Here is a 20,349-nt window from a genome sequence, read left to right as displayed (position 1 = left end):
CGCATGCGGTGGGCAGCCCGAGCCTTCTTGGCTGGACTTTGCGTAGTATCGGGCGAGGCGCTGGCCAAACGCCCGGAGATCATCGTGGACCCTGGCGGCGTGCCGCCGGCCGCGCTGCAGGCGATCACCGAGGCGGTGGACGCGATTGCGCGCTTGGCCGAAGACCAGGACGGCGGTGAAATCAACCGCTTGCGCCGGCGCGCGCGCGACGCGACGCTGGCTGCCCTGGCGACCCAGGGCTATTTCTCGCCCACGGTGACGCTTGAAGCCGGCACCGATATCGGCGGGGAAACCTGGGATATCGGCATCGTGTCCGGCAAGCGCACGACCGTGTCGGAAGTGGACCTGAAATTCACGGGCCGCATCACCCGCCCCGAATATGCGCAGCGGGTGCAGAAGCTGCGCGACGACTGGCAGTTGAAGGCGGGGCAGCCGTTCATCAACAGCGACTGGAACAGGGCCAAATCGAGCCTGTTGGACCAAGTCTCCACGCGCGACTTCATGTTGGCGCGCATGACGGCGTCGCAGGCCGATATCGAGGCGGACACGGCATCGGCCGTGCTGCGCGTCACCATCGACAGCGGACCCCAGGTCCGCATGGGCGAGCTGAATACCGAAGGCCTGAAACGGGTGCCGGACAAACTGGTGCAGCGCTACGTGCGCTATTCCGTGGGCTCGGCCTACGATCAGAACCGGTTGGACACCTGGCAGCAGGACTTGCAGTCCACCGCGTTCTTCCGGGGCGCATTCGTCTCGCTGGAGCAGCCGGGCGCCACGCAGCAGCAGCAACAGGCTCAAGAGGCGAAATCGGACCGGGCCCGCGCGCCGGGGTCGACCGATCTGGCCGCGGCTACGCCGGCGGGTGACCCGTCCGTGTCGGGCGCCGTGCCGCCGCCGCCGGCCGCCTATGACTCCGATGGCGAAGTGACGCTGCCCGTGCAGGTGCGGGTGGTCGAAGCGCCGCCCAAGCGTTTCACGGCCTCGCTGGGCGTGGACGATGAGGCCGGCCTGCGGGTGGAGTCGCTGTACCGGCAGAACGTGGTGTTCGGCCAGCCGCTCACCATGGAGACGGGCTTCAGCGTGGACCGGCTGCGCCAACGCGCCTATGCCGACTTCCTGCTGCCGCCTACCGAGCGCGGCTACAAGGATTCCTTCGGCGTCCTGGCGGACCACTCCGATATCCAGGGCCTGGACGTGACGCGCTACGCGTTGGGCGCCACGCGCCTGCAGGAACGCAAGGGCGCGGGCGACAGCCGCGTGGAATACGAAACCCGTTGGGGCCTGCTGCTGGCGCAGGATCACGTGAAGATCGACGGCGGCGACGAATACACCTTGCCGACGCTGACTGCGACGGCCGAGTGGCTGCGCCGCGATGTGGACAACAAGTACGACCCGCGCGAAGGCAACCTGATCGCGGTGGGTGGCGGTGTCGGCGTCACGCTGGATACCGGCGAGCCCTACACGCGCGCCCGGGTGCGGGCCCAGAAATGGTGGCCGATCGGCAAGCTCGACGTGCTGACGGTGCGCGGCGAAGTCGGCCGCGTCTGGTCCAGCAGCAAGGTGCAGGTGCCGGACGATTTCGGCTTCCGCACGGGCGGCGCGCGGTCTATTCGCGGCTACAAGTACCAGAGCATCGGCTTGCAGCGCGACAACGCCGTCGTGGGCGCGCCCACCCTGGTGGTCGGCAGCGTCGAATACGACCACTATTTCAATGAACGCTGGGGCATGGGCGTGTTCGTGGACGCCGGCGACGCGGCCGAATCGTTCGGCGACATGTCGATGGCGGTGGGCTATGGCGTGGGCGCCCGGGTGCGCACGCCGGCCGGCCCGTTGTTCCTGGACCTGGCCTACGGGCAGCGTGAACGCGACCTGCGCCTGCACTTTTCGTTGGGGATTGCGTTTTGACGGTGTTGCGCAAAATCCTGCGCCAAATCCTGGTGTGGTGGTTGCCGGGCCTGGCGATGCTGGCCTTGCTGGCCAGCGGATTCCTGTTTTGGCTGGTGGGCTCGCAGAACGGCACACGGCTGCTGCTGACCACGGCTGCCCAGCAATTGAACGGGCAGGCGCTGGACGTGAACGGTTCGCTCTTGCGCGGCGTGTCGGTGGGCAAGCTGGACCTGGACATGGGCGGCACTCGGATCGACATCAGCGACTTGCACCTGGATGTGCATTGGCGCGCCTTGGGCGACCGCCTGCTGCATGTGCGCGACGTATCGGCGAAGTCGGTGCGCGTGGCCTTGACCTCGTCGCCCGACGCGGCGCCCAAGGAAGACGACGGCGCCCCGTTCACGCTGCCGTCACTGCCGGTGGACATCGCCGTGGACCGCGTGGCCCTGGGCGATTTCCAGCTGGATCAGGATGGCCAGCCGTTGCCCGTGACGCTGGGCGACCTGAACGCCACCTTCGCGGCGGGCAAGCAGGGCGCGCAGTTGCGCATCGCCAGCCTGCGCGTGGGCCATGCGGTGGGGCAGGCGGACGTGTCGGGCCAGGCCGAATTGCAGGGCATGGCCGACCCCTGGCCATTCGCCGCGCGGCTGGACGTGACCGCACGCGGCTCGGGTCCGGATTCCCCGCTGTGCCAGGCGGACAAGCTGAGCGGCGTGTTCGACACGCGTCCGGTCAAGGCCGGCGCCGCAGCCAAGCCCGACCCTAAGGCCAAGATTGATTCCAAGCCTAAAGCCGACCCCAAGGCCAAAGCCGACCCCAAGGCCAAAGCCGACCCCAAGGCCAAGCCGGCGCCTGATGCCGCGGCCGACGCAAAGCCCGCTGAACTGGCCGGCCCGCCGGCGCCCGCCTGCCAGGTGGTGTTGCGCGCGGACGCCGCGGGGTCGATGGAGGGCATCCAGGCCAAGCTGGACGGCTCGGGATCCGGGCTGTTGCTGGACGTGGTGGCCGATCTGGCGCCGCGCACGGCGCTGGTGTTGCGCAGCGCCCGCGCGAATGCGCAATTGCCCGATAAATCAACGCTTTCCGCGCAATTCGATTTGCAGTCCGACACCGCGCAAGGCGCGGGCCGGGACCGTATCGTGGGCACCGTCAGCGCCCAGCGCCTGGATCTGGCGCCGTGGCTGGGCGAGGCCATCCCGCCCGCCGTGCTGACCGTGCGCGGCGACGTGCAAGCCGATATCGAGAACCTGAGCCAGTTGCGGCATGCGGCCGTCGATCTGCGATTCGAAGACGGCACGCGCTGGAACAAGCAGCCCTTGACGGGGGCGCTGAAGGCGCAGGTGGACATTGCCGCGCCGGACGCCGCGACGCCGGGCACCGCGGCAACGCCCGCCGATCCATCTTTGGATCCGCTGGCCGGGCTGCGCATCCACGGACTGGACGTGGACCTGAAGCTGGGCCGCAACCGGGTTCAGGCCAAGGGTGAACTGGACGCCAAGGACGGTGCGCTGACGCTGGACGCCCAGGCGCCCCAATTGGATGCGTTCTGGCCGGGCATTCCGGGCGGCGCGGAATTGAAGGGCAAGTTCGCGGGCACCGTGGCGGCGCATCGCGGCGAGGTCACGGCCGGCTACACGCCTGCCAAGCCGCGTCCCGGCGTGCTGGGGCAAGCGCCCGCCAAGGCCAATATCGTATTCACCGGCGCCTGGGGCAAGGGCGCCGCGGGCCAGCCGGATGCCGCATTGCTGGGATGGCGCGGCGCGTTTTCCAAGCTGACGGCCGATACGGCCGGCTTTACCGTGACGACGGACCGGCCGGTCACGTTGGCCTATCTGCCGTCCGCCGTGGCGCCGCAGTGGCAATGGCAGGTCGGACAGACCGCCTTGAGCCTGACGCTGCCCGGCAAGGAACGCCTGACCCTGGCGCATCAGGGCTCGCGCGGCGGCGGCAAGCGCTGGGAAACCGCTGGCCAGGCCGACAACCTGGTCATCACGGCCGCCATGGCCCGCCAGGTGATCGGCGCCGTCGACCCCGAGGCGGCTTCCAAGCTGGGCAAAGGGCCCAGCCGCGTGAACGCGATGATTCCCGAAGGCCAGCGCCGCATTGCCCTGGACCTGTTGTGGGACCTGAAATTCGACGGACGGCTGGGCGGCAAGGCCCGCATCGCGCGCCGCGATGGCGATCTGCTGATTCCGGGCGACCCGCCCATTCCGCTGGGCGTGAAGGCGCTGGTGTTGGACGTGACCGCCACCCCCACCTCCGCGAACGCCAGTCGGCTGGATGCCAAGATCAACCTGGCGACCGCCAAGATGGGCACGATCAACGGCACCGGTTCGGCCGTACTGATCGTCGACGCCAAGGGCGGCATGGCGCTGGACGAGCGCCAGCCCCTGCGCGCCAAGCTGGACGCCGATATTGCCGATCTGGCCTGGATCGGCCTGTTCGTCGGCGATTCGATGGAAGTCGGCGGCGCGGTCAAGGCCAACCTGGAAGCCCAGGGCACCCTGGCCGGCAAGTGGTCCGCCACCGGGACGATCCGTGGCGAGAAGCTGCGCGTAGTGCGCATCGACGACGGCGTGCGCCTGATCGACGGCACTTTGTCGGCACGCCTGGATGGCGACCGGCTGGTGCTGGACAGCCTGCGTTTCCCGGCATCGCTGCGAGTCATGCCGGCGGAATGGCGTACCAAGGAATGGATCACGACCAACCCCGAGGCCAAGGGCGGTTATGCCGAGGCCCGCGGCCAGTGGAACATCATGGACGGCGGCGGTGACATCAAGCTGACCCTGTACCGGTTCCCGGCGCTGCAGCGCTCGGATCGCTACGCCATGGTGTCCGGCGTCATCGACCTGAAGGCGGCCATGCCCCGGATCGAGATCGTGGGCGACCTGAAGGCGGACGCAGGCTGGTTCAGCCTGGAGATCCTGCAAGGCGTGCCTTCCCTGGACGACGACGTGAAAGTGATCCGGGCCGGGCAGGACCCGACTGCGGTATCGACGCCGTTGCAGACCAGCATGAACCTGAAGTTCGACATGGGGCCGCGCTTCTACATTACCGGGATGGGCCTGGACGCGGGCTTGCTGGGTTCCATCCAGATCCTGCTGAACGACGGCCGGCTGTCCGGCGTGGGACAGTTGCGTACGCGAGGCGGCGGCATCGAGGCCTACGGCCAGAAGCTGCGGCTAAGCCGGGGCACGCTGACCTTCCAGGGCCGGCTGGACAATCCTCTGCTGGACATCGAGGCCCTGCGCACCGGCGAACAGGTCGAGGCGGGCGTGAAGGTCGTCGGCACGGCGCAACGTCCCCGGATCGACCTCGTGTCCTATCCCGACGTCAGCGACGTGGAAAAGCTCTCCTGGCTGCTGTTGGGCCGGGGTCCGGATGAAAGCGGCAGCGACGCGGCCTTGCTGGTGTCGGTCGGTACGGCGCTGCTGGGGGGCGGGCAGCCGTTCTACAAGCAATTCGGCCTGGACGACGTCAGCGTGCGCACCGGGAATATCGGAAGTTCCGGCAGCATCTTGCCGGACCGCACGGTGGCCGGCGATGTCAACCGGGACAGCGACAGCCAGCTGGCGACCCAGTTCCTGGTGGCCAGCAAGTCGTTCGCCAACGGCATCACGCTCAGCGTCGAGCAGGCGCTGGCGGGCAGCGACACGGTCGGCCGGGCCAGTTACCGGCTGGCGCGCGGCCTGTCCGTTGACTTGAAGGGCGGTTCGGTCAACGGCATCGCGCTGGTCTATCGGACCTTCTGGGGCAACTGAACGTCGGTTGGCGGGGCGGGATCAAGGCGTCCCGCCCCGCCCGCAGGCAGCTCGGGCGCGCTCGGGATAAAATGAGGCCCATTCCTTACCCTTAGCACCAATCCCACCATGAGCATCAAAAGCGACCGCTGGATCCGCCGCCAGGCCGAAGCCGGCATGATCGAACCCTTTGAAGCGGGTCAGGTCCGCACGGCCAATGGCGGGCGCATCGTCAGTTACGGCACCAGCAGCTACGGCTACGACGTGCGCTGCGCCGACGAATTCAAGATATTCACCAACATCAATTCCACCATCGTCGATCCGAAGAACTTCGACGAAGGCTCTTTCGTGGACTTCAAGGGCGACGTCTGCATCATCCCGCCCAACTCGTTCGCCCTGGCCCGCACGGTCGAATACTTCCGCATCCCGCGCAGCGTCCTGACGATCTGCCTGGGCAAGAGCACCTACGCGCGCTGCGGCATCATCGTCAACGTGACGCCGCTGGAACCCGAATGGGAGGGCCACGTCACGCTGGAATTCTCGAACACCACGCCCCTGCCGGCCAAGATCTACGCCGGCGAAGGCTGCGCGCAGATGCTGTTCCTGGAAAGCGACGAAGTGTGCGAGACCTCGTACGCCGACCGCGGCGGCAAGTATCAGGGCCAGCGCGGCGTCACGCTGCCGCGTACCTGATCCGTCAGTCGTCCTGCCCCGGCACGGGGCGCAGGTAGTCGATATCCCATTCGCTTTCCGCCGTCTGGACAAATCCATGACGGCGATAGAAGCGGTTGGAATCGCTGCCGCGCAACGCGCCCACGGCGACCGGCAGCCCGCGGCTGTCGGCATCTTGCAGGATCTTGCGCATCACCTGGCTGCCCAGGCCTTGCCCCTGCGCGGCGGGCACCACATACAGGTGGTCCAGCCGCAAGCCCGCGCCTTCCGGACGCAGGGCGTAGAACCCCACCCATTGCCCGTTGTGCTGGATCGCCCACGTGTGTTCCGGCTGGAAGGTATCGCGCAGCCGGCTGCGCGCCCGTTCCGGGTCGAAGCGGCCCAAGCGCTCAAGGCTGTCGCGCATGGCGTCGATACGCAGGGTGGCCAGCGCGTCGAAATCCACTGCCGACACCGGCCGGTACTGGACGTTACCGTCTGACAGTTCGTCATAGCCGCGGCCCAGGAATTGCAGGATGCAAATGCCGTGGCCGTAAGGGTCGCTCAGGTGCGCGATGCGGCCCCAGGCGTGCGAGGCAGCCGGATCTTCCAGGCGGGCGCCGGCCGCAACGGCCTGATCGACGGCGCGGTCCACGTCATCGACCACCACGTCCAGATGCACGGGCGTCCAGTGCCGCGCGTAGTCGCGAGTCTGGCGCGCCGCGCTGGCCGCGGGGCTTCCAGCCGCCTTCTCCAACAGATAGATGGGTGCATTGGCGCCCAGCATTTCCGCTGCTTTCGGTCCCAGTCGTCGATGCAGGCTCAATCCGAAGGCACGCCGATAGAAGTCGATGGCGTGTTCAAGATCGGGGACATCGATATTGACCAGGATGTGCATAGGGCTTTTCCTTTGAATGGGCCTGGAAACCATATCACGGGTCCGACGCGGCGTGCGGCCGGCAGTGTGCGCGCCGCGCGCTAAAGAAAACCGCTGGCGTGGCCGTAAAAAGGTTATATGTGTTTGCCGATTTGGCGACGTCATCTCTGCAAGCTGAGCAAGGCCCCGACCCGTGCGTTACCCCCATATCCCCTGGCTGCCCCTGTTGTTCTATCCCGCGCTGCCAGTGGCCGCCGCGGTCGGGCTGATGCTGTGGCGCGAATGGCCGCCGGCGCTGACGCTGATCGTGCCCTTCGTGCCGTGGGTGATGGCGCTGATCGGCGCGGCGATCTGCCTGATGTACCAGCGTTCGCAAACCATGGCGCTGATGCTGTGCGTGCTGGCCGCCACCGCCGTCTGGCCGACGCTGGCCCGCGAGGCGCCGTGGGCGCTGGGGCCGGTGCTGGCCTGGTGGTCGATGGCCTATACGATCAATGCGCTGTGGTCGGAGCGGTCAAGCATGCTGCTGGACATGGTGGCGCGCATCGGGCTGATGGCTGTAGGCGTGGCGGCGATCGCGCTGGTCGGCAAGGATGGCCTGGCCGATGTCTTCGGGACGTTGGCGGTGCAGGGCAAGCTGGCGCGCCTGGGCGTGCCGGTCGAGGCGCTGGTGGGGCTGCTCTTGACGGGCCTGACGCTGACTTTGCTGTTGCTGCGCTACGGGCGTCCACAGCAGGCGGGGCAATGGCTGGGCTTTGTCTGCATGGCGTGGGCCTTGCCGCGCGGCGCGCAGCATCCCATCGAACTGGCCCTCATGTCGGCGGCAGCGCTCACGGCGCTTTCGATTTCGCTGGCGCACGAAGGCTTCCATATGGCGTTTCGCGACGAGCTGACCGGTTTGCCGGGCCGCCGCGCGTTGAACGAACGCCTGCAGCGCATGGGCCGCGTCTACACGCTTGCGATGGCCGACGTGGACCACTTCAAGATCTTCAACGATACGCACGGGCACGACGTGGGTGACCAGGTGCTGCGCATGGTGGCGTCGCAATTGCGGCGCGTGCCCGGCGGCGGCCAGGCTTACCGGTACGGCGGCGAAGAGTTCACGTTGGTGTTCCCGGGCAAGACGGCGGCGGAAAGCATGCCCCACCTGGAAACCGTCCGGCGCGCCATCGAGGCCTATCAGATGCGCCTGCGCGACAAGCCGGCCCGCCCCAAGGCGGACCAGGTCGGCCAGCGCCGGCGGGGCGGTCGAGGCGGACGCGGTTCGCGTCCGTTGCGGGTGACGGTCAGCATCGGCGTGGCCGAGCGCGGCGACGCCTTGCGGGCGCCGGACGCGGTGATCAAGGCGGCGGATCAGGCGCTGTACAAGGCCAAGGACGGCGGCCGCAACCAGGTGTGCGCGTACGGCGTCCGCCGCAGGGCGAGTGCCTGAGCCGCTGGCCTACTTGCCGGTCAGCGCCAGCGCCATCAGGGTTTCGTCGTAGAGGTTGCCGTTCACGCACAGCGCCTCGCGTTCCCTGCCGTATTCAGCGAAGCCCAGGCTGGCGTACAGCGTCGCCGCGGCGGTGTTGTTGGCGGTCACGCTCAACTGCACCTGCCGGATGCCGCGCATGGTCTGGGCGTGCGCGATCGCCGCATGCATCAGTAGCCGCCCCAGGCCGCGCCCGCGCTGCGCAGGGGCGACGTACATGCTCCAGATATGCGCCTTGTGGCGCATCTTCAGTTTGCGCTGGCGGCCCACGCCCACCATGCCGGCAAGCGCGTCGTCCGTGAATACGCCGAACATCGCGCCGTCATCCAGCGGCGTGATCCACCCCCGGATGTCTTCCAGTGTCAGCGTGTGTTCCTCTTCGTAACTCGATCCGAACGATTCGGGGGTTTCCACCAGGGCGTCCAGGCGCAATTGACGCAGGGACGGGGCATCCGGGGCGGTCAGACGTCTGACAAGCGGTGAGGGCATGGCTGGCGAAGTGTTGGGAATACGGAACGGTTGGGGGCGTTTGGGCAGTATAGGCGGGCCGCTTGCCTATAATGGGACCATTGCCGCTTGCGGTTTTCACAAAGGAGCCAATGATGTTCGGTTTCCTCAAGATAAACCAGGACGCCAAGCGCGACGAAGTGCAGGAAGAATTCGTCGCCCGTGTGGCGGATGCTGCGCAAGACTTTGTACAAGCCGCCAGTTCCACTGGCGCAGTGTTGGACTATTCCCTGTCCAGTGTCCATGCGCTAGATGACGCGCTGGAGGCCGCCCACGTCGGGACCTTGCCTCTTACCCCCATGCAGACCGTCGGCGCCGCCGCCTACCTGTACGAGATCGGGCGCCGCGCCCACGGCGGCCTCTACGAGGTCTGCGACGACGAAGACCCCGTCGTGCTGGTCTGCGGCGACCCCGGCTCCGAAGTCTGTTTTGGCGCCATTGCCAAGGTCGAACGGCGCATCCGCTACGGCGCCGCCGAGGCTATCCCCGCCTACTTCGAGCTCTTCACGGCCGCCTTGCAAAAGGGCGAAGCCCACACGATCCGCTAGCCCGGCGCCGTTGTCGCCGCGCTGAAAGCGCCCGCTTTTGGCGCGATGACAACGGCCGTGCAGGCCTTCTGGGGATTTCCCTTAGGACTGTAAGAAAAACAGCCCTACAATTCCGCCATTCCCGCCTCCCCGGTGGGTGGTCGCGCCGTCTGTCATCAGGCGGATTTTTACTAGAAGTACACTCGCGCCGCGATAAGCGTCCGATCCCGCCTTGCCCCAGGAGCGCCTGCATGAAATTCCGCTTCCCCATCTTCATCATCGACGAGGACTACCGTTCCGAGAACGCGTCCGGTTTGGGTATCCGTGCCTTATCTGAAGCGATCGAGGCCGAGGGCGTCGAGGTGATCGGGGTGACCAGTTATGGCGACCTGAGTTCGTTTGCGCAACAGCAAAGCCGCGCCAGCGCCTTCATCCTGTCGATCGACGATGAAGAGTTCGACGTGGATTCGCCCGAGGACGTGGCCAGCGCGATCAAGAACCTGCGCATGTTCATCGGCGAACTGCGCTTCCGCAACGCCGATATCCCCATCTATCTGTATGGCGAGACGCGCACGTCGGAACACATTCCGAACGACATCCTGCGCGAACTGCACGGCTTCATCCACATGTTCGAGGACACCCCCGAATTCGTGGCGCGCCACATCATCCGCGAGGCCCGCAGCTACGTGGATTCGCTGCCGCCGCCGTTCTTCCGCGAACTGGTGAAGTACGCGCAGGACGGTTCGTACTCCTGGCACTGTCCCGGCCACTCGGGCGGCGTGGCGTTCCTGAAGAGCCCGGTCGGACGCATGTTCCACCAGTTCTTCGGCGAGAACATGCTGCGCGCCGACGTCTGCAACGCCGTGGACGAACTGGGCCAGCTGCTGGACCACACCGGCCCCGTTGCCGAGTCCGAGCTGAACGCCGCGCGCATCTTCCATGCTGACCATTGCTTCTTCGTCACCAACGGCACCTCGACCTCGAACAAGGTCGTGTGGCATGCCAACGTCGCCGCGGGCGACGTGGTGGTAGTGGACCGCAACTGCCACAAGTCGATTCTGCACGCCATCACGATGACGGGCGCGATCCCGGTGTTCCTGCGCCCCACGCGCAACCACCTGGGCATCATCGGCCCGATCCCGCTGGAAGAGTTCCACCCGGACAATATCCGCAAGAAGATCGAAGCCAACCCCTTCGCGCGCGAAGCGGTGAACAAGAACCCGCGCATCCTGACCCTGACGCAAAGCACGTACGACGGCGTCATCTACAACGTGGAAATGATCAAGGAGCAGCTCGGCAGCTATGTCGATACGCTGCACTTCGACGAAGCCTGGCTGCCGCACGCCTCGTTCCACGAGTTCTACAAGGACATGCACGCCATCGGCCAGGACCGTCCGCGCAGCCATGACGCGATGGTCTTCGCTACGCACTCCACGCACAAGCTGCTGGCCGGCATCTCGCAGGCCTCGCAAATCATCGTGCAGGAGTCCGAGACCCGCAAGCTGGACCGCAACGTCTTCAACGAGGCGTACCTGATGCACACGTCGACGTCCCCGCAGTACGCGATCATCGCGTCGTGCGACGTGGCGGCCGCCATGATGGAGCCGCCGGGAGGCACCGCGCTGGTCGAGGAAAGCATCCGCGAAGCGCTGGATTTCCGCCGCGCCATGCGCAAGGTGGAGTCCGAGTTCGGCAAGAACGACTGGTGGTTCAAGGTCTGGGGCCCGAACCGCCTGGTGTCCGAAGGCATCGGCAACCGTGACGAATGGATCCTGGAAGCCAACGACCATTGGCACGGCTTCGGCGAAATGGCCGAAGGCTTCAACATGCTGGACCCGATCAAGGCCACGGTCATCACCCCGGGGCTGGACATGTCCGGCAGCTTCGGCGAAACGGGCATCCCCGCCGCCCTGGTCTCCAAGTACCTGACCGAGCACGGCGTGGTGGTCGAGAAGACGGGCCTGTATTCGTTCTTCATCCTGTTCACCATCGGCATCACCAAGGGCCGCTGGAACACGCTGCTGACCGCCTTGCAGCAGTTCAAGGACGACTACGACCGCAACCAGCCGCTGTGGCGCATCCTGCCGGACTTCTGCAAGGTCCATCGCCGTTACGAGCGCATGGGCCTGCGCGATCTCTGCCAAGAGATCCACGAGGCCTACCGCGCGCGCGACGTCGCCCGCTTGACCACCGAGATGTACCTGAGCGACATGGTGCCGGCGCTGAAGCCGTCGGACGCTTTTGCCCGCATGGCGCACCGCGAGGTCGAACGCGTCGACATCGACAAGCTGGAAGGCCGCGTGACCGGCGTGCTGCTGACGCCGTATCCCCCGGGCATCCCGCTGCTGATCCCGGGCGAACGCTTCAACCGCACGATCGTGCAGTACCTGCAATTCGCGCGCGAGTTCAATGAGCGCTTCCCCGGCTTCGAAACCTACATCCACGGCCTGGCCGACGAAGTGGGTCCGAATGGCGAAAAGCGCTACTACGTTGATTGCCTGATCGAAGAGTAAGGCCTGCGGGTCTGGAGTCCTGATGTTTGATGTAGCCGTACTCGGCGCCGGCGCCGCTGGCATGATGTGTGCAGCGGTGGCCGGCCAGCGCGGCTTGCGCGTGGTGCTGGTCGACCATGCCGAACGCCTGGCGGAGAAGATCCGCATTTCCGGCGGCGGCCGCTGCAATTTCACCAACATCGGGGCCGGACCCGCCAATTTCCTGTCCGACAACCCGCATTTCTGTCGTTCGGCGTTGTCGGCCTACACGCCGCAGGATTTTCTGGCGCTGATGAGGCGCCACCATATCGCCTGGCACGAGAAGCATCGCGGCCAGCTGTTCTGCGACGATTCCAGCGAATCCATCATCGACATGCTGCGCGCCGAGTGCGACGCCGGCAAGGTGCAATGGCGCATGGGCTGTTCGGTATCCGAGATCGGCCACGGTGAAGCGGGCTTTGAGCTGCGCACCGCCCAGGGCGTGATCCGCGCGGCCAAGCTGGTCGTGGCCACCGGCGGCATGGCGATCCCGCAACTGGGCGCCACTGACTTCGGCTTGAAGATCGCGCGGCAATTCGGCCTGAAAGTCGTCGAGCCCCGGCCGGCGCTGGTGCCGCTGACTTTCGACCCCGCGCAATGGCAGGCGTTGTCTGAGCTGTCGGGCGTGGCGCTGGAAGTCGGCCTGCACACGGGGCAGGGCAAGGCGCGGGGCGAATTCCTGGAAGACCTGCTGTTCACCCACCGGGGCCTGTCGGGCCCGGCGATCCTGCAGATCTCCAGCTATTGGAAGCCCGGTGAGCCCATCGTGATCGACCTGGCGCCGGGCCGCGATCTGGCCCAGGAACTGCTGGCCGCCAAATCCGGCAACCGGCAGCAGTTGCATACCGTGCTGGCGGGGCTTTGGCCCAAACGGCTGGCTGACCGCTGGCTGCATCTGGCCGAGCAGGGCGGCAAACCCGGTCTGGCCGCGTTGCGTCTCGCCGACGCGCCGGACAAGACGCTGCGGGCGCTGGCGCAGGACATCCATCAATGGTCGCTGGTGCCCAGCGGCACCGCCGGCTACAAGAAGGCCGAAGTGATGCGCGGCGGTGTGGACACGCGCGGGCTGGACCAGAAGTCCATGCAGGCCAAGACCACCCCGGGGCTGTATTTCATCGGCGAAGCCGTGGACGTCACCGGCTGGCTGGGCGGCTACAACTTCCAGTGGGCCTGGGCGTCGGGCGTGGCTTGCGGCAAGGCGCTGTAGGCAGGGTGCCCGGCGCATAGCCAGGCGCTATGGCACGAATTGCAACAATACCATTGTGATATCAAATAAAAATACATATCATTTATGTTTTCGCTATTGACTTGCGCCTTCCATCGGGAAGGCGGGTCCACCGGAGACATGCATGGCCTACACCCTTCCGACCCTGCCGTACGCCTATGACGCCCTGGAGCCTCACATCGACGCGATGACGATGGAGATCCACTACAGCAAGCATCATCAAACCTATGTCACCAGTCTGAACGCGGCCCTGGACGGCGCCGGCATCAGCACCGATGAACCCGTCGAAGCCCTGGTGGCCCGCCTGGACCAGTTGCCCGAGGCCATCCGTGGCGCCGTACGCAACCACGGCGGCGGCCACGCCAACCACAGCCTGTTCTGGTCGGTGATGTCGCCCGAAGGCGGCGGCGAACCCGACGGCGCGCTGGCGGCCGCCATCGAATCCGAACTGGGCGGTTTGGCCGCCTTCCGCGAGGCCTTCACCAAGGCGGCGCTGACGCGCTTCGGCAGCGGTTGGGCCTGGCTGTCGGTGACGCCGGCCGGCAAGCTGGTGGTGGAAAGCAGCGCCAACCAGGACAGCCCGCTGATGCAGGGCAATACCCCGATCCTGGGTCTGGACGTCTGGGAACACGCCTACTATCTGAAGTATCAGAACCGCCGTCCCGAATATATCGGCGCCTTCTACAATGTCGTGAACTGGCCCGAAGTGGCTCGCCGCTATGCGGCCGCGAAGGGCTGAGCGCATCTCTCTCAAGGAGGGGAGCGGCCCTATGAACACCTTCAGCCGTCATCGCGTGCGGCCCGCGGCCACCAGCATCAGCGTGTGGACGCTTGCCGTCATGGTGTCCTGCCTGGCGCTGCATCAGCTCTGGGCCTACCTGGACGTGCGCGCGCCGCACGTGGCCGACGCGCTGCTGGGCGGCTTGGTGGCGGCTGCCGCCACCGCGCTGGGCACGCTTCCCATCCTCTTTGCCCGCACCATCCCGCAGAAGGTGCAGGACAGCATGTTCGGCTTTGGCGCCGGGGTGATGCTGGCCGCCAGCGCCTTTTCGCTGGTGGCGCCCGGCATCGAGGCCGCCAAGACCCAGGGCATGGGGCCGTGGGGCGCAGGCCTGACCGTCGGCGCGGCCATCCTGCTGGGCGCGGCGGTCCTGCTGGTGATGGACCGCACCTTGCCGCATGAGCATTTCATCAAGGGCCGCGAGGGCATCGAGGCGCACCGCCTGCGCCGCACCTGGCTGTTTGTGTTCGCCATCACCTTGCACAACCTGCCCGAAGGCCTGGCCATCGGCGTGGGCTATGCGGGCAGCGACCCCGTGCGGGGCACCGCATTGGCTACAGGCATTGCCATCCAGGACATCCCGGAAGGGCTGGTCGTGGCGGTGGCGCTGCTGGCCGCCGGCTACAAGCGCTCCTTCGCCGTGGCGTTGGGCATGCTGTCCGGGCTCGTTGAACCGCTGGGCGCGGTGATCGGCGCCGCCATCGTCGGATTCTCGGCGCCGATGCTGCCGTGGGGCCTGGGTTTTGCGGCCGGCGCCATGCTGTTCGTCATCAGCCACGAGATCATCCCGGAGTCGCACCGCAAGGGCCACGAGGTATATGCCACCTGCGGGCTGATGATCGGCTTCGTGCTGATGATGTTGCTGGACACCGCGTTGGGCTGACCCGGCTGGGCGTCAGAAGACGGGTTTTCCCCGCCGGGCCGCCCCAAGGGGAAAAAGCCCCCTCGGGGGGCAGCAAGCATGCGTAGCGCGCGCGGCGTGGGGGCATTTTCCCCGCCGGGCCGCCCCAAGGGGAAAAAGCCCCCTTGGGGGGCAGCAAGCATGCGTAGCGTGCGCGGCGTGGGGGCCTTTTCCTCGCCGGGCCGCCCCAAGGGGAAAAAGCCCCCTTGGGGGGCAGCAAGCATGCGTAGCGTGCGCGGCGTGGGGGCCTTTTCCCCGCCGGGCCGCCCCAAGGGGAAAAAGCCCCCTTGGGGGGCAGCAAGCATGCGTAGCATGCGCGGCGTGGGGGCCTTTCCCGGGGGCTTCTTTTCGTTGTATGCTTGGCGCCGCTGTCACGCATGTTTGCGGGAGAGAGCGGCCTTTCATTTCGGGCCGCCGCCGAAGGCGCAATTCGCCCAGAATCGCTCAGGTAACCGATACCGCACATGCTTGCCCTGTCCCGGTTTTTTACCGTGCGGATGCGGCAAAACAGTACTCTGGAGAGACCTGGCGCCGGCCCTGAACAAGGGACACAACGAGCAGCCCAGGCGCCGAAGGTGCAAACCCGCCATGCGCGGGGCAACTCTCAGGCAAAAGGACAGAGGGGCGGAAGATTCAGCCGTAGCCGCGCGGGCGTAGTCCGCCTGCCGCGACCGGCATTCCGTAACCCTGGCAGAGCCCTGCCGTCCCGGAGTTTCCGCGCATGTCCGCAACCCTCAAACGCACCCCGCTGGCCGAAGAACATATCGCCTCCGGCGCCCGAATGGTCGATTTCGGCGGATGGGACATGCCCTTGGCCTACGGCTCGCAGCTGGAAGAACACCACGCGGTGCGTCAGGACGCCGGCATGTTCGACGTGTCGCACATGCTGAACGCCGACGTCGTCGGCCCGGACGCCTTTGCCTTCCTGCAGCGTCTGGTCGCCAATGACGTGGCCAAGCTGACGGTGCCGGGCAAGGCGCTGTACTCCTGCATGCTGAACCCGCAAGGCGGCGTCATCGACGACCTGATCATCTACTTTTTCGCCGCCGACGAATGGCGCGTGGTGGTCAACGCCGGCACGGCCGACAAAGACATGGCCTGGATGCAGCGCGTGAAGCAGGCCGGCAATTTCGACGTCACCATCACCCCGCGCCGCGATCTGGCCATGGTGGCCGTGCAGGGCCCGAACGCCCGCGCCAAGGTCTGGGCTGCCCGCCCGGCCTGGCAGGCCGCAACTGAAGCGCTGACCCCCTTCGTCGCCGCCATCGTGGGCGACGACACGCTCGTCGCCCGTACCGGCTACACCGGTGAAGACGGCTTTGAAATCGTCCTGCCCGCCACCGAAGTCGTGCAGCTGTGGCGCGATCTGGTCGCCCAGGGCGTGCGCCCGGCGGGCCTGGGCGCGCGCGACACGCTGCGCCTGGAGGCCGGCATGAACCTGTACGGCCAGGACATGGACGAGCTGACCCACCCCGACCAGGCCGGCCTGACCTGGACCGTCTCCCTGAAAGACGCTGAGCGCCGTTTCATCGGCCGCGACGCGCTGGAGCAGTTCGCCACCCCCGCCGCCTTCGTTGGCCTGAAGCTGCAAGAGCGCGGCGTCATGCGCGCCCACATGGCCGTGCGTACGCCGGCCGGCACGGGTGAACTCACCAGCGGCACCATGTCGCCCACCCTGGGCGTGTCGGTCGGCTTTGCCCGCCTGCCGCAAGGCGTGCGTCCGGGCGACACGGTCGAGGTCGACATCCGCGGCAAATGGGTGCCCGCCCTGGTCTGCAAACTGCCGTTTGTCCGTAACGGCAAAGCCGTCGAACACTCGTAAACTCGAAGCTTCGCGCGAGCGCCGGCCCGGCCAGGGCAAGCGTCGCCCGCGCGAGGCGCGCAACACCATTCATCTACCCGCATTCCCTCAGGAGTTCCCATGAGTCTGCCCACCGATCGCAAGTACACCCAGTCCCACGAATGGGTCAAAGCTGAAGGCGACGTGTTCGTCGTCGGCATCACCGACACCGCCCAGGATCAATTGGGCGATCTGGTTTTCGTTGGCGACGTGAAGGTCGGCGCCAAGCTGAACGCGGGCGAAACCGCCGGCGTGGTCGAGTCGGTCAAGGCCGCCTCCGACATCTACGCACCCGTGGCCGGCGAAATCGTCGCGTTCAACGATGAGCTGGAAAACAACCCCAACCTGATCAACGAATCGGCCTTCACCGCCTGGATCTTCAAGATCAAGCCGGTCAACGCCGCCGATGCCGACAAGCTGCTTGACGCTGCCGGCTACGAAGCCGTCGCCAACGGCTAAAGCTGGCCCCAGGCGGGCGCAGCCCCTGTGCCGCGCCCGCCCTGACGCACCACCACCCCGAGATCCCCCCATGTCGCGCGCCCTAGACACCCATACCGACTTCATTCCCCGCCACATCGGCCCCTCCGATGCCGACCAGGCCACCATGCTGAGCGTGATTGGCAGCCCCAGCCTGGACGCCTTGATCGAAGAAGTCGTGCCCGCCAAGATCCGCAGCCAGGCCCCGTTGGCGCTGCCGCCCTCGCGCAGCGAAACCGACGTGCTGGCCGAACTGAAGCAGATCGCGGGCCGCAACAAGGTGTACCGCAACTACATCGGCCAGGGTTACTACGGCACGCAGACGCCCAACGTCGTGCTGCGCAATATTCTTGAGAACCCCGCCTGGTACACGGCCTATACGCCTTACCAGCCGGAGATCTCGCAGGGCCGTCTGGAAGCCCTGCTGAACTACCAGACCATGGTCGCGGACCTGACCGGGCTGGACATTTCCAACGCCTCGCTGCTGGATGAAAGCACCGCTGCCGCCGAAGCCATGACGCTGGCCCGCCGCGGCGCCAAGTCGCAAAGCCCGGTGTTCTTCATCTCGCGCCATGTGCATCCCCAGACCATTGAAGTCGTGCGCACGCGCGCCGAAGGCCTGGGACTTGAAATCGCGGTGGGCGACGAGGCCGAAGGCCTGCCCGAGTGCTTCGGCGTACTGCTGCAGTACCCGCACAGCACCGGCTCCGTCGCCGACTACCGCAAGCTGACCGAAACCGCCCACGCGCAAGGCGCCGTGGTAGCGTGCGCCACCGACCTGCTGGCGCTGGCCGTGCTGGCCGCCCCGGGCGAGTGGGGCGCGGACATCGCCATCGGTTCGGCGCAACGCTTCGGCGTGCCGTTCGGCTTCGGCGGCCCGCACGCCGGCTTCATGGCTTGCAAGGATTCGTTCAAGCGCAACATGGCCGGCCGCCTGGTCGGCGTGTCCAAGGACTCGCAAGGCAATCCGGCGATGCGTCTGGCGCTGCAAACGCGCGAACAGCATATCCGCCGCGAAAAGGCGACGTCGAACATCTGCACCGCGCAGGTGCTGCTGGCCGTGATGGCCGGCATGTACGCCGTGTGGCACGGCCCGGTTGGCATCCGTCGCATCGCCTGCCGCGTGCAGCGCAGCACCGCCATCCTGCGCGCCGAACTCGTGAAGCTGGGCGTGAAGGTCGTGAACGACACGTTCTTCGACACGCTGTTGCTGGAAACCGGCCCCGCGACCCCGGCCATCCTGACGGCCGCCGAGTGCGAGCACATCAACCTTCGCCGCGTCGACGGCGCCCGCCTGGCGGTGTCGCTGGACGAGACCGTCACCACGGCCGATCTGCAAGCGCTGGTCAACGTGTTTGCCGCCGGCCTGGAGCGCGATGATGTCGAACTCGACATCGACGCGCTGGACGCCGCAGCCGCTGGCGGCATCCCCGCTTCGGTGGCCCGCGAAAGCGCCATCCTGACGCACCCGGTCTTCTCCAGCGTGCAGTCCGAAACCGACATGCTGCGCTACCTGCGCCGTCTGGCCGACAAGGATCTGGCCCTGGACCGCACGATGATCCCGCTGGGCTCGTGCACCATGAAGCTGAACGCCACCGCCGAGATGATTCCGATCACCTGGCCCGAGTTCGCGCTGATCCACCCGTTCGCACCCACTTCGCAAAGCCAGGGCTACAACGAGCTGATCGATCGCCTGTCGGCCGCGCTGTGCGAGATCACCGGCTACGACAACATCAGCCTGCAGCCCAACTCGGGCGCGCAGGGCGAATACGCCGGCCTGCTGGCGATCCGCGGCTACCACCAGGCCAACGGCCAGCATCAGCGCAACGTCTGCCTGATCCCGTCGTCGGCGCACGGCACCAACCCCGCCTCGGCGCAGTTGGCCGGCATGGACGTGGTGGTGGTGGCCTCCGACTCCAATGGCAACGTCGACTTGGGCGACCTGCGCGCCAAGATCGAACAGGTCGGTGACAAGCTGGCCGCGCTGATGATCACCTACCCGTCCACGCACGGCGTGTTCGAAGAAGCCGTGACCGAGATCTGCGATCTGGTCCACCAGGCTGGCGGCCAGGTCTACCTGGATGGCGCCAACATGAACGCGATGGTCGGCGTGGCCCAGCCGGGCAAGTTCGGTTCGGACGTGTCCCACCTGAACCTGCACAAGACGTTCTGCATTCCGCACGGCGGCGGCGGCCCCGGCGTGGGTCCCGTGGCGGTGCGCGCCCATCTGGCGCCGTACCTGCCGGGCGTGGTGAACGAGCAGGGCAAGCTGCCCGGCGACGCGAAGGTCGGCCCCGTGTCGGCCGCGCCGTTCGGTTCCGCCGGCATCCTGCCGATTCCGTTCGTGTACATCTCGCTGATGGGCGCCGACGGCCTGCGCCGCGCTACCGAAGTGGCCATCCTGAACGCCAACTACATCGCCACCCGACTGCGCGACCACTACCCGGTCCTGTACGCGGGCCGCAACGGCCGCGTGGCGCATGAATGCATCCTGGACGTGCGTCCGCTGAAGGAAGTCAGCGGCATCAGCGCCGAAGACATCGCCAAGCGCCTGATGGACTACGGTTTCCATGCGCCGACCATGAGCTTCCCGGTGGCCGGCACGCTGATGGTCGAGCCGACGGAATCCGAAGGCGTGGCCGAGCTGGATCGCTTCATCGACGCGATGATCTCGATCCGCGAGGAAATCGCCCAGGTCGAACGCGGCGAACGCGACCGCGAAGACAACGTCCTGAAGAACGCGCCGCACACCGCGCAGATGCTGCTGGCCGAAGAATGGCTGCACGACTACCCGCGCCAGCAGGCTGCCTATCCGGTGGCGTCGCTGCGCGAGGCCAAGTACTGGCCGCCGGTGGGCCGTGTGGACAACGCCTACGGCGACCGCAACCTGGTGTGCGCGTGCCTGCCGATCGAAGCGTACGCCTGATGGCATGA

At 66.8% G+C, this 20,349-nt stretch carries 14 protein-coding genes and 2 riboswitches; of the genes, 12 read left to right on the top strand and 2 right to left on the bottom strand.

All coding sequences use genetic code 11. From position 1 onward, the window contains the following. Positions 1–3: 3 nt before the first annotated feature. The 3 genes from AC27VE_RS12870 (at position 4) to dcd (ending at position 6,320) form a co-directional block, all read left to right on the top strand. On the top strand, positions 4–1,905 hold the full coding sequence (locus AC27VE_RS12870) for an autotransporter assembly complex protein TamA (RefSeq protein WP_427957489.1): 1,902 nt from the start codon (positions 4–6) through the stop codon (positions 1,903–1,905). Then, complete coding sequence (locus AC27VE_RS12865) at positions 1,902–5,648, top strand: translocation/assembly module TamB domain-containing protein (RefSeq protein WP_488704045.1); 3,747 nt, start codon at positions 1,902–1,904, stop codon at positions 5,646–5,648. The genes AC27VE_RS12870 and AC27VE_RS12865 overlap by 4 nt, the downstream gene beginning before the upstream one ends. A 108-nt stretch (positions 5,649–5,756) precedes the next feature. Continuing rightward, entirely contained in the window at positions 5,757–6,320 is a 564-nt protein-coding gene (dcd, locus tag AC27VE_RS12860) for a dCTP deaminase (RefSeq protein WP_006226186.1), read from the top strand. 4 nt (positions 6,321–6,324) lie between these two features. On the opposite strand, the gene AC27VE_RS12855 is transcribed toward dcd, so the two are convergent. After that, positions 6,325–7,176 (bottom strand): GNAT family N-acetyltransferase, encoded by an 852-nt coding sequence (locus AC27VE_RS12855; protein WP_488704044.1) that lies wholly within the window; start codon positions 7,174–7,176, stop codon positions 6,325–6,327. Positions 7,177–7,348: 172 nt separating this feature from the next. Between AC27VE_RS12855 and AC27VE_RS12850 the strand changes: the two genes are divergently transcribed. After that, complete coding sequence (locus AC27VE_RS12850; protein WP_427957494.1) at positions 7,349–8,587, top strand: GGDEF domain-containing protein; 1,239 nt, start codon at positions 7,349–7,351, stop codon at positions 8,585–8,587. Positions 8,588–8,596: 9 nt separating this feature from the next. Here AC27VE_RS12850 and AC27VE_RS12845 read toward each other — a convergent pair whose 3' ends face one another. Beyond that, complete coding sequence (locus AC27VE_RS12845; protein WP_488704043.1) at positions 8,597–9,115, bottom strand: GNAT family N-acetyltransferase; 519 nt, start codon at positions 9,113–9,115, stop codon at positions 8,597–8,599. Positions 9,116–9,228: 113 nt separating this feature from the next. On the opposite strand from AC27VE_RS12845, the gene AC27VE_RS12840 reads away from it, so the two are divergent. The 8 genes from AC27VE_RS12840 (at position 9,229) to gcvP (ending at position 20,341) form a co-directional block, all read left to right on the top strand. Then, positions 9,229–9,681 (top strand): hypothetical protein, encoded by a 453-nt coding sequence (locus AC27VE_RS12840; protein ID WP_315133729.1) that lies wholly within the window; start codon positions 9,229–9,231, stop codon positions 9,679–9,681. Between the two features lie 230 nt (positions 9,682–9,911). Next, on the top strand, positions 9,912–12,173 hold the full coding sequence (locus AC27VE_RS12835) for an arginine/lysine/ornithine decarboxylase (RefSeq protein ID WP_006226191.1): 2,262 nt from the start codon (positions 9,912–9,914) through the stop codon (positions 12,171–12,173). A 22-nt stretch (positions 12,174–12,195) separates the two neighbouring features. Continuing rightward, entirely contained in the window at positions 12,196–13,398 is a 1,203-nt protein-coding gene (locus AC27VE_RS12830; protein ID WP_488704042.1) for a BaiN/RdsA family NAD(P)/FAD-dependent oxidoreductase, read from the top strand. 142 nt (positions 13,399–13,540) lie between these two features. Beyond that, positions 13,541–14,155 (top strand): superoxide dismutase, encoded by a 615-nt coding sequence (locus tag AC27VE_RS12825; RefSeq protein WP_006226193.1) that lies wholly within the window; start codon positions 13,541–13,543, stop codon positions 14,153–14,155. Positions 14,156–14,186: 31 nt separating this feature from the next. Next, positions 14,187–15,080, top strand: coding sequence for a ZIP family metal transporter (locus AC27VE_RS12820; RefSeq protein WP_488704041.1), 894 nt, complete (start codon positions 14,187–14,189; stop codon positions 15,078–15,080). Positions 15,081–15,472: 392 nt separating this feature from the next. Continuing rightward, positions 15,473–15,569, top strand: a riboswitch (glycine riboswitch). Positions 15,570–15,603: 34 nt separating this feature from the next. Then, a riboswitch (glycine riboswitch) is annotated at positions 15,604–15,728 on the top strand. 91 nt (positions 15,729–15,819) lie between these two features. Continuing rightward, positions 15,820–16,920: a glycine cleavage system aminomethyltransferase GcvT gene (gene gcvT, locus AC27VE_RS12815; RefSeq protein WP_427957501.1), complete on the top strand. Its 1,101-nt coding sequence runs from the start codon at positions 15,820–15,822 to the stop codon at positions 16,918–16,920. Positions 16,921–17,019: 99 nt separating this feature from the next. Continuing rightward, entirely contained in the window at positions 17,020–17,397 is a 378-nt protein-coding gene (gcvH, locus tag AC27VE_RS12810) for a glycine cleavage system protein GcvH (protein WP_006226196.1), read from the top strand. 70 nt (positions 17,398–17,467) lie between these two features. Continuing rightward, entirely contained in the window at positions 17,468–20,341 is a 2,874-nt protein-coding gene (gene gcvP / locus AC27VE_RS12805) for an aminomethyl-transferring glycine dehydrogenase (RefSeq protein WP_488704040.1), read from the top strand. Positions 20,342–20,349: the final 8 nt, after the last annotated feature.

Source organism: Achromobacter sp. 18P8.1.1 (assembly GCF_057799415.1).
The sequence above is the reverse complement of the archived record's forward strand: the minus strand, read 5'-3'. Positions and strand labels throughout refer to the sequence as shown.